At 61.7% G+C, this 9,617-nt stretch carries 10 protein-coding genes; 6 read left to right on the top strand and 4 right to left on the bottom strand.

Annotated features, from left to right (window positions below):
• Together ACRC1E_RS05840 and ACRC1E_RS05835 are read right to left on the bottom strand one after the other, a co-directional pair.
• Positions 1 to 419: FAS1-like dehydratase domain-containing protein (locus ACRC1E_RS05840; RefSeq protein ID WP_438514172.1), on the bottom strand; the 419-nt coding region annotated here is incomplete at its 3' end.
• 14 nt (positions 420 to 433) lie between these two features.
• Positions 434 to 1,192 carry an SDR family oxidoreductase gene (locus tag ACRC1E_RS05835; protein WP_438514171.1) on the bottom strand — a complete coding sequence of 253 codons (759 nt, stop codon included), beginning with the start codon at positions 1,190 to 1,192 and terminating at the stop codon, positions 434 to 436.
• Between the two features lie 155 nt (positions 1,193 to 1,347).
• On the opposite strand from ACRC1E_RS05835, the gene ACRC1E_RS05830 reads away from it, so the two are divergent.
• The 5 genes from ACRC1E_RS05830 to ACRC1E_RS05810 all read left to right on the top strand — a co-directional run bounded on the left by ACRC1E_RS05830 (position 1,348) and on the right by ACRC1E_RS05810 (position 7,377).
• A complete protein-coding gene (locus tag ACRC1E_RS05830) occupies positions 1,348 to 2,127 on the top strand; it encodes an enoyl-CoA hydratase (RefSeq protein WP_438514170.1) in 780 nt (259 codons plus the stop codon).
• Between the two features lie 20 nt (positions 2,128 to 2,147).
• Complete coding sequence (locus ACRC1E_RS05825; protein WP_438514169.1) at positions 2,148 to 3,125, top strand: flavin reductase; 978 nt, start codon at positions 2,148 to 2,150, stop codon at positions 3,123 to 3,125.
• A 61-nt stretch (positions 3,126 to 3,186) separates the two neighbouring features.
• The gene (locus ACRC1E_RS05820) at positions 3,187 to 4,698 is read left to right on the top strand and encodes an arylsulfatase (protein ID WP_438514168.1); all 1,512 of its coding nucleotides are present in this window, start codon (positions 3,187 to 3,189) and stop codon (positions 4,696 to 4,698) included.
• 5 nt (positions 4,699 to 4,703) lie between these two features.
• The gene (locus ACRC1E_RS05815; protein WP_438514167.1) at positions 4,704 to 5,939 is read left to right on the top strand and encodes an anaerobic sulfatase maturase; all 1,236 of its coding nucleotides are present in this window, start codon (positions 4,704 to 4,706) and stop codon (positions 5,937 to 5,939) included.
• A 97-nt stretch (positions 5,940 to 6,036) separates the two neighbouring features.
• Positions 6,037 to 7,377, top strand: coding sequence for a spinster family MFS transporter (locus ACRC1E_RS05810; protein WP_438514166.1), 1,341 nt, complete (start codon positions 6,037 to 6,039; stop codon positions 7,375 to 7,377).
• Here ACRC1E_RS05810 and ACRC1E_RS05805 read toward each other — a convergent pair.
• Positions 7,366 to 8,007, bottom strand: coding sequence for a DsbA family protein (locus tag ACRC1E_RS05805; protein ID WP_438514165.1), 642 nt, complete (start codon positions 8,005 to 8,007; stop codon positions 7,366 to 7,368). The genes ACRC1E_RS05810 and ACRC1E_RS05805 overlap by 12 nt on opposite strands.
• A 66-nt stretch (positions 8,008 to 8,073) precedes the next feature.
• A complete protein-coding gene (locus ACRC1E_RS05800) occupies positions 8,074 to 8,934 on the bottom strand; it encodes a Vmh family MBL fold metallo-hydrolase (protein WP_438514164.1) in 861 nt (286 codons plus the stop codon).
• A gap of 115 nt (positions 8,935 to 9,049) precedes the next feature.
• On the opposite strand from ACRC1E_RS05800, the gene ACRC1E_RS05795 reads away from it, so the two are divergent.
• Positions 9,050 to 9,617, top strand: a 568-nt coding sequence (locus ACRC1E_RS05795) for a LysR family transcriptional regulator (RefSeq protein WP_438514163.1), incomplete at its 3' end; no start/stop codon positions are given.

The raw sequence follows: 9,617 nt of genomic DNA, 5'->3' as shown, positions 1-9,617 counted from the left end.
AGGCCGGTGGTCTTTTCCTCGCTGACCGACTCGATCTGCGAGGTGAAACTCAGCCGGTCGCCTTCACGCAGATAACGGAAGTATTCCTGCTCGGAATTCACCGCCACCACCGAGCCGTAGCCATTGCGCTCGATAAGCTGCAGTACTTCATACGGATTGTCGGTGGCCGAGCCTGCCGGAAATTCGCCCTTGATGCCGGCCAGCACCCAGGCTTGCAGCATGGTAGGCGGCGCGACATGGGCGCCAAAACGCAGTCGGGCGCGCTCGCCATCCAGATACAGCGGGTTATCCACGCCCAGCGCCTCGCACCATTGGCGGATCATCGGCTGGTTAATTGCATCCCATGCATAGATGCGCCCGTATTCGTGACCGATAAGCGCGCGCGCTTCAGCCAGCCAGTCAGAGTGTTGTTCGCTCACTGTCGTCCTCCTTGTTATTGCGCTGCCGCGGCCATAAACGCCGGCGCTTCGCCGCCGCCGTGCAGCAAAAGATGGGTGCCGCTGGCGTAAGAGCCCAGCGCTGAAGCCAGAAACAGGCAGGCATTGCCGATATCGGCAGGCTCGGCCATGCGTCCGGCCGGAATGGTGGCCGCCACCCGCGCGATACCCGCTTCATCGCCGTAGTGCAGTGCCGACTGTTCGGTTTTCACAAGACCGGGGCTGACCGCCATCACCCGCACCTTGGGTGCCCACTCGATCGCGAGCGAGGACACCAAATTCAGTACGCCGGCCTTGGCCGCACCGTAGGCGGCCGTGCCGGGGCTGGGACGGTGGGCACCGACGCTGGCGATAAATAGCTGTACCCCGCCGCTGTCCTGTTGCTGCATCAGGCGATTAGCCGCCTGCGCGACGATCAGCGGTGCGATCAGGTTGAGGCGAATGATGCCTTCAGAAAAACGCGGCGACGCGGTGGCGGCATCGGCGTTCGGGCTGCCACCGGCGTTATTGACCAGCACGTCCAGGCGGCCAAAGCGTGCGGCGATGCTGTCCATCAGTGCGGCGACCGAATCGGGGTCGCGTACATCACAGGCGATAAAGTGGCAGCGTTCGGGCAGCCCTTCGGGGGCGCTGCGCCCGCACACCACTACGGTAGCGCCAGCATCGAGAAAACGCTGGGCGATACCGCGCCCGATGCCGCGAGTGCCGCCGGTCACCAGCACAAGCTTGCCGGTGTAGTCGATTGCCACAGACATGAAAGCCTCCTGAGCCTTGTTCATGCTTTGCAATTTACGGTGCGGACACAAGCGCATCGTCGTCTGTTCGGACGATGAGTGCTGCGGGTGTGGCGGGGAGAATCGGCTCACAGAAACAAGGGGCGTGCACGCCCTGCGCACACCACGGAGCCGATATGAGCGAACAAGACATCCTGCTGCAGCGACGCCCGAGCGAGGGGGTCGCCCTATTGATGCTGAACCGGCCGCAGTCGACCAATGCGCTGAGCCTTGAATTGCAGACGCGCCTGGCGCAGGCGTTTGCCGAGCTGGCCGCCGACGACAGCGTGCGCGCCATCGTGCTCACCGGCGGCGAGACCGTGTTTGCCGCCGGCGGCGACATCAAGTCGATGGCCGGTTGCGGGCCGGTCGACATCCTCAAGCGCCACACCGAGCGGCTGTGGGCGCCTATCCAGCATTGCCCCAAGCCGGTGATTGCCGCCATCTGCGGCTATGCCTACGGCGGCGGCTGCGAACTGGCCATGCACTGCGACATCCTGATTGCCGGCGAGAGCGCCAGTTTTTCGCAGCCGGAGATCCGCATCGGCATCATGCCCGGCATCGGCGGCACCCAGCGCCTGTCCCGTGCGGTGGGCAAGAGCAATGCCATGAAGATGCTGCTTACCGGCCGGCCGGTCGGTGCCCACGAAGCACAGCGCATGGGGCTGGTGTCCGATGTCGTCGCCGATGCCGAAGTGATCCCCTATGCACTGGCGATGGCACAAACCATCGCGGGCATGCCGCCGCTGGCGGCGACCGAGATCAAGGAATGCGTGCTACTGGGGCTGGATGCGCCGCTGGAAACCGCGCTGGCGCTGGAGCGCAAGGCCAACCACACCCTGTTTGCCTCGCTGGATCAAAAAGAAGGCATGCAGGCTTTTATCGACAAGCGCCGGCCGCAGTTTGGCGGCCATTAAGCGAACCGGAAGGAAACACCATGCCCGACATCAATCCGCAGGAATTCCGCCGCGCACTGGGTGCCTTTACCACCGGCGTCACCATCGTCACCAGTTGCGATGCTGACGGCACACCGGTCGGCGTCACCGCCAACAGTTTCAACTCGGTGTCGCTGGACCCGCCGCTGGTGCTGTGGAGCCTGGCCAAGAGCGCCAAGAGCCTGGCGGCGTTTTCAGACAGCGGCCACTGGACGGTTCATGTGCTGTCGGCCGAGCAGGAGGCGCTGTCCGACCGCTTTGCCCGCCGCGGCGAAGACAAATTCTCGGGCCTCGCCACGGAAACCGGCATCAGCGGCTGCCCGCTTCTGACCGGCTGCGCCGCGCGCTTCCAGTGCCGCACCAGCTTTCAGTACGACGGCGGCGACCACCTGATTCTGGTGGGCGAAGTCGTGGGTTTTGACAGCGCCGACAAGGCACCGCTGGTGTTTCATGGCGGGCGCTACGCGCTGGCCACCAAAAAGTCCGGCGCGCTGAATCTGGAGGCCGCCGACGAGCCGCACAGTTTTAGTGAGGATTTTCTGGGTTATCTGGTCGGGCGGGCGCATTACCAGTTCCTGGACGGCATCCGCGCTGAACTGGCAACACAAGCACTATCCGACCCTGAGTTCTACACCCTGTCCACCTTGCTGCAACGCGGCGCGCAAAGCAGCGCAGCGCTGGATCAGATGCTGCAGCACAGCGGCTTTGCCGGACTGACCTCGCCACTCACCCGGCTGATGGCGCGTGAGATGGTGCGCGAAACGCAGCAAGACGGTACGTTAAGCTATGCCTTGTCGGCCAGCGGCCGCCGGGCAGTGCTGTTCGTGATCGCGGCTGCCAAGGCACGCGAAGCGGATCTTCTTGAAAAACTGGGCGACTGGGATGCGCGGGTACTGAAAAACCTACTCAAACAGATGATCGCGCTGACCGATGCAGGTTCGGTCGAAGTGTGGCGTGCGGCGCAAGGCAGTGCCGCCTGAATAGTTAAGCCGGTAAAAAAAACAATTGACCGTCAAACCGGTAACAAAGCAAGGGGACAGCATGCAACAGCGCATGAAGACCATCGCCGGCCTGCTGGCCAGCGCACTGGCCGCCACACCGGCTGTGGCCGCACAGAAAGCACCGCCTAATATTCTGGTGATCATGGCCGACGATGTCGGGGTCAGCAATATCGGTGCCTACAGCCACGGCATGATGGTGCCGACGCCGAATATCGACCGTCTCGCGCGCGAGGGCATGCTGTTTACCGACCACTATGCCGAGCCTTCGAGCACGCCGGGGCGCGCCGCCTTTATCACCGGCCAGCTGCCGATACGCACCGGCCTGACGACCGTCGGCCTGCCCGGCGGCAAGCAGGGGCTGGATGCGCGTGACCCGACGCTGGCCGAAGTGCTGAAGACACAGGGCTACCGCACCGGCCAGTTCGGCAAGAACCATCTGGGCGACCGCAACGAGCACCTGCCCACCGTGCACGGCTTCGACGAGTTTTACGGCAACCTCTACCATCTCAATACCGAGGAGGAGCCGTTCCGACCCGACTGGCCGCAAGACCCGGGCTTCGATGCGCGCTACAAACCGCGCGGCGTGCTCGACTGCAAGGCGACGGACACGGACAACACCACTGAAGACGGCCGTTTCGGCAAGGTGGGCAAGCAGGCCTGCAGCGACACCGGCGCACTGAACCCGAAGCGGATGGAGACAGTGGACGACGAATTCGAGGCACGCGCGGTCAACTTCATGCAGCGCGCGGTCAAGGCCAATTCGCCGTTCTTCGTCTGGCACAACCCGACGCGCATGCACATCTACACCCATGTCCGCGACGAGCACAAGGCGCTGGCCAAGCCCTACTCGTCGGAAATGGATATTTACGGCAGCGGCCTGATCGAACTGGACCGCTCGGTCGGGCGCATGCTGAAAAAGCTCGACGACATGGGCGTTGCCGACAACACCATCGTGGTGTTCACCTCGGACAACGGCCCGATGTCGCAGTGGTGGCCCGATGGCGGCACCAGCCCGTTTCGCGGCGAAAAAGCCACCACCTGGGAAGGCGGTGTGCGTGTGCCGATGCTGATCCGCTGGCCGGCAAAGATCGCCGCGCAATCGGTCAGCAACGGCATCCAGGACAATACCGACCTGTTTGCCACGCTGGCTGCCGCCGCCGGCAAGCCCGATGTCGCCGCCGAGCTCAAACAGAGCCACAAGGTGTATATCGACGGGGTCAACAATCTCGCGCACTGGCAGGGCAAGGCGGCATCGGCACGCAACTTCCGCCTTTACTACAACGAGCGCGAACTGTCGGCGATACGCATCGGCAACTGGAAAAGCCATATGAAGACGCGCGAGGGCTTTTTCGACGAAAACAAGCCGGCCGCGCTGATCTTCAACCTCAGGATGGATCCGTACGAGCGTCAGGGCGGCTGGAAATCGCAGGAGATCGCGATGAAGCTGGGCATGGCCTGGGGCGGTCAGGTGCGCGACATTATCGGCGCGCATCGCGCTTCGCTCACCCAGTTCCCGCCGCGCCAGACTGGCGGCAGCCTGCGCGTGGAGTAAGGCCGATGCCCACCCTGCCCCCGCTGCCCGCCAATGGCCGCCGCCGTTTCCACATGATGGTCAAGCCGGCAGGCGCTTTGTGCAATCTGGATTGCAGCTACTGCTTTTACCTGCACAAGGAAACCCTGCTGGATCAGCCCCAAAAGCCGCAGATGAGCGACGCGCTGCTGGAAGAACATATCCGCCAGTACATCGAAGGCCAGAGCGGCGACACGGTGGTGTTTTCCTGGCAGGGCGGCGAGCCCACCGTGCTGGGCTTGCCTTATTTTGAAAAGATCGTCGCGCTGCAGGCCAAGTACAAGAAACCCGGCCAGGCGATAGAGAACGATTTGCAGACCAACGGCGTGCTGCTGGACGAGAACTGGGTGCGCTTTCTCAAGCGTCACCGTTTTCTGGTCGGGCTGTCGGTCGACGGGCCGGCGCAACTGCACGACAAGCACCGCCCGAGCAAGGGCGGCAAACCCACCCATGCGGCCGTGCTGCGTGCGGCGCGACTCTTGAATGCCTACGAGGTGCCGTTTGCCGCGCTATGCGTGGTCAACCGCGACAATGCGCGCGCGCCGCGCGAGGTGTACCGCTTTCTGGCCGACGAGTTGGGCACCACCCGGGTGCAGTTCACCCCCTGCGTCGAGGCGCGTGCCTTTCGCGACACCGCGCCGGGACTGTGGCCGGACAGCGCGCGAGTGACGCCGGACTCGGCTCGCGCCCGCCCCGGCCACCCGCTGTCCATCGTCACCGACTGGAGCGTAGACCCGGACGACTGGGGGCGTTTTCTGATCGCGGTATGGGACGAGTGGCTGGCGCGCGACTTCGGCCGCGTGCACGTCAACCTGTTCGAAACGGCAGTGGCGCAAAGTCTGGGTCTGCCGGCGCAGACCTGCACCCAGTCCGAATTCTGCGGCAAGGGCCTCGCGCTCGAACACGACGGCAGCGTCTACAGCTGCGACCATTTCGTTTATCCCGAATACCGGCTGGGCAATATCGCCAGCAGCCATCAGGCCGCGCTCGCACTGTCAGCGCGCCAGCAGGCCTTCGGCTTTGCCAAGCGCGACACGCTGCCGTCCGATTGCAGAAGTTGCCCGCACCTGAAGCTGTGCTGGGGCGAGTGCCCGAAAAATCGCCTGCTCAAGACCGCATCCGGCGAGGCCGGCCTCAACTACCTGTGCCGCGGCTGGCAGGCCTTTTACGGCCATATCGCACGCGACATGCCGGGCATTGTGGCCGGATTGTCGCGCCAATGAGGTCTGATCAGGGCGTCAGCTCGGGCAATTTAGATCCAGCCCGCCATATGCAATACCATCCACAATGGCAAACCACGCCGCAACAGGAAGCACGATCATGACTGAAACCCTCCGTCCCGGCTGGCGCAGCCACTATGCACTGGCACTGGTGGCAGTGGCCTATGTATTCAATTACGTAGACCGGCTGCTGATGTCCATCCTGATCGAACCGGTCAAGCTCGAATTCGGCGTGTCGGATACCCAGATCGGCTTGCTCTCCGGTCTCGTCTTCGGCTTGTGCTACTCGATCGCCGGCCTGCCACTGGGACGCTTGGCCGACCGTATCGGTGCAGTACCGGTCATCGCCGGCTGTGCGGTCGTGTTCAGTGTCTTTACCGTGCTGTGCGGTCTGGCCGGCAGCTTTGCGCTGCTGCTGGTCTGCCGCATCGGCGTGGCCTTCGCCGAAGCCGGCGGCATGGCACCCTCGGTGGCACTGGTTTCGCAGCTTTATCCGCCACGCCAGCGTTCGCGCGCACTGGCGGTTTTCATGATGGGACCCAGTCTGGGTGCCATCGTCGGTCTGGGCGCTGGCGGCTGGATCGCACACTATTACGGCTGGCGCATGGCCTTTATCGCTATTGGCCTGCCCGGTATCCTGATCGGCCTGCTGATCTGGCTGACGGTGCAGCATGTGCGCGCACCGCAAAGCGCGGCCACAAACGCCAGCTCGGGATGGTGGCCTTCGACGCTGGCCATTCTCGCCACGCCCGGTTATATCTGGCTGCTGGCCAGCGCCTCGCTCGCCGCCATCTGCGGCTATGCGGTCGGCACCTGGAACCCGAGCTTTTTGATCCGCTCGCACGGGCTGTCGATGCAGCATGCCGGCCTGCTGGCCGGCGTCGGCGGCGGCCTGATGTCTTTTTTCGGCACGCTGGCCTGTGGCTGGACGACCGACTATCTGGTACGGAAAGATACCGGCTGGCAGGTCGGCACTGCGCTGGTGGGCACCTTGCTCAGCATCCCGTTCGCACTGGGCTACTATCTGTGGCCGGCAGGCAGCACCATGATGCTGTTAGGTGTTCCTGTTCCTGACGCCTTCCTGCTGTATCTGGGCTTCGCCTTCTTTGGCGTGTGGTGGTCCATCCCCTGTCTGGGGGCGATCAGCCAGCTGTTTCCCGCCGGGCGCATCGCCCAGGCCTCCAGCGTTTTTGTCATCGCGATGACACTGTTCGGCATCGGTGCAGGGCCTTTGGTGACCGGCACCCTGTCCGACATCTTCACCCCCGTTTATGGCAGCGAAGCACTGCGCTACGCACTGGCGGCGTCGCTGTCCTTGCTGGTACTGGCCTCGCTGACACTGGCACGGGCGCTACCCGCCTATCGCCGTGCCCGCCAACTGCCGGCGCGGGCTTCAGATATGCATGCTGCAGATATTCTCAGCACCCCCTCACGCCCTTAGGAGGGTCACAATATGCTGATAAAACAGCTCGGGTTGTCCCAGAAAATCCATGACAGGAATCACCGTGATCTGCGTATCAATCTCCACCCCCAATGTCGGGTATCCCTTCCCCCGCATGCGCCGCAGCCAGTCCTGACTTTCAGCAATATGATTGCCGAGATTGACCTGGTGGTAGGCAAGCTCGAATGCGGCATACTCAAGCCCCTGCTCCGCCGCCAAAGATGCCAAATAGGGTAACTCGCCAGCCCATAGCCCATCTCGATAGTGAGATTGCTGGATACGGTGCAGCATTTTCAGACCATTCCCTCCCAAGGCAAGCACGGACTCTACGGCCCGGATAGCAGGCTCCGAATCCAGCAGGCCGCCTTCGCGCAGCAGCAGCTCATTAAAGTAACGATCACCAAAATGCTGGCCGGTGAGCGCCTCAATGCGTTGATCATGGGGGCGCACATAGTCACGCAAGGCCTGCCCCGTCGGCCGGCACCTGTCACCCAGCCAAAGCCCACCGGCATGCAGCGCGATGGCTGTATCCGGCATCGCAGAAAGTACCTGCAGCAAGGGAGCCGCGCCATAGCACCAGCCACAGAGCGGGTCATAAATGTAGTGAAAAGTGGGGTTGGATCTATTCATGGCAAGGTGCTCGCAAGTCAATCAAAAACCGGGCCAGACGGCCCGGTAAAATTGTAAAAACGGGAATTACCACTTCATCTCGCCAGTATTGACCTTCGCGCCAATACTCAGCCCATCATCGACGGGCAAAGACGGATAAGCCTGCTTTAGCGCATTGACCAATTCTCCGGAATGCTTGACCTTGGCCAATTCCTGTCCGAAACGCTGCACATAGCCACGGGTAAAGGTCACCGCTTCGATTCCCTTTGGCTCCGCGCCGAGGAGATGGCCCGGCACCACGCGTTCGGGCTTCAGAGCCAGCATTTTATCCAGTGCCTTGATCCAGTTAGCGCGCGCCTGTGTAGTCTGGCTGTCCGCCATCCAGACATGGACGCCGGAGTAAACCGGCACACCACCCAGCACAGTCTTGATGGATGGCACCCACAGATAGGCATTGGATGTGTTCATCTCCTTGACCTCGATCTGCTTCCCCTCAAGCAGCATACGGCTGGTAGTCATGACTTCGGGGACGGTCAGGCTCTTTGGTGCCCCGTTGCCCAGGATAGGCCCCCAGTAGCGCAACTTGGCATCCTTGGTCTTGTTGATGTGATCAACCACATGCTGATCAGCCAGCACCTTGATATCGGGGAATGCCGCCTTGATAGGCTCCAGACCAAAGTAGAAATCGGGATCGCCGCCACTGATATAAACGGTGGTCAGTTTTTTGCCGCTTTTCTTGATCAGGTCGACCAATGCCTCGCCATTTTTCACATCAAACTGGGCATCAATCAGGATGGCCTCTTTGTCGCCGCTCACCAGTGATGACGAAACGGGGAAAATGGCCTTCTCACCGGGGTTGTAAACAGTCACGTTTAACGGGCCAGCCATGGCCACGCCGCTCAGCAGCGTGCTCGTCAGGGCCAGGTTACGGATCAGGGAGTTATTCATAATGTTTTTAATCGTGATTGATAAATGGAAATTGATCATATGAAATATCCACTTGTTTAAATACTGCAAAAAAGACATTAGACTGTTGCAATAATCGGACACATAAGGATTGAAGATGGATCGGCTGACAGCCTTGCAGGTCTTCGTCAACGTTGTCGAGCAAGGCAGCCTGAGCCGTGCCAGCGATAAACTGGACATGTCTCGCGCCATGGTGTCGCGCTATCTGGCTGAACTTGAGGACTGGATGGGGGTGCGCTTATTGCACCGCACGACCCGGCGACTCAGTCTGACTGGGCCGGGAGAAGAGGCGCTAAGCAATGCACGGGCCATGCTGGCACTGCAAGACGAGATGAAGCAAATCGCCGAGCGCGATGCAGAAGAACCCAAGGGGCTACTGAGAATTACCAGCAGTTACTCGCTTTCACAAACGCTGCTGGCAGGGGTCGTTAATGACTATCTGGCTCGATACCCCGGCACATCTATCGATATCCTGCTGCAAGATAAAGTCGTCAATCTGGTCGAAGAGCGGATTGATCTGGCGCTCCGTATTACCAATAAACCGGATCCAAATCTGGTGGCCCGCCGCCTTGGCACTTGTCACTCGGTCGTATGTGCCAGCCCGGCTTATCTGGAAAAGCACCCAACCCCCATAAAGGTGCAGGATCTGGCGGTGCATAATTGCC

This window comes from Craterilacuibacter sp., from assembly GCF_051659485.1.
Taxonomy (GTDB): domain Bacteria; phylum Pseudomonadota; class Gammaproteobacteria; order Burkholderiales; family Chromobacteriaceae; genus Craterilacuibacter.
This window is presented reverse-complemented; position numbering and strand designations above follow the sequence as displayed.

What these genes read in the sequence shown, in the direction of transcription:
- ACRC1E_RS05815 (WP_438514167.1), top strand. Translation starts at nt 4,704, where the DNA reads ATGCCCACCCTGCCCCCGCTGCCCGCCAATGGCCGCCGCCGTTTCCAC.
- ACRC1E_RS05820 (WP_438514168.1), top strand. Translation starts at nt 3,187, where the DNA reads ATGCAACAGCGCATGAAGACCATCGCCGGCCTGCTGGCCAGCGCACTG.
- ACRC1E_RS05805 (WP_438514165.1), bottom strand. Translation starts at nt 8,007, where the DNA reads ATGAATAGATCCAACCCCACTTTTCACTACATTTATGACCCGCTCTGT.
- ACRC1E_RS05835 (WP_438514171.1), bottom strand. Translation starts at nt 1,192, where the DNA reads ATGTCTGTGGCAATCGACTACACCGGCAAGCTTGTGCTGGTGACCGGC.
- ACRC1E_RS05830 (WP_438514170.1), top strand. Translation starts at nt 1,348, where the DNA reads ATGAGCGAACAAGACATCCTGCTGCAGCGACGCCCGAGCGAGGGGGTC.
- ACRC1E_RS05810 (WP_438514166.1), top strand. Translation starts at nt 6,037, where the DNA reads ATGACTGAAACCCTCCGTCCCGGCTGGCGCAGCCACTATGCACTGGCA.
- ACRC1E_RS05800 (WP_438514164.1), bottom strand. Translation starts at nt 8,934, where the DNA reads ATGAATAACTCCCTGATCCGTAACCTGGCCCTGACGAGCACGCTGCTG.
- ACRC1E_RS05825 (WP_438514169.1), top strand. Translation starts at nt 2,148, where the DNA reads ATGCCCGACATCAATCCGCAGGAATTCCGCCGCGCACTGGGTGCCTTT.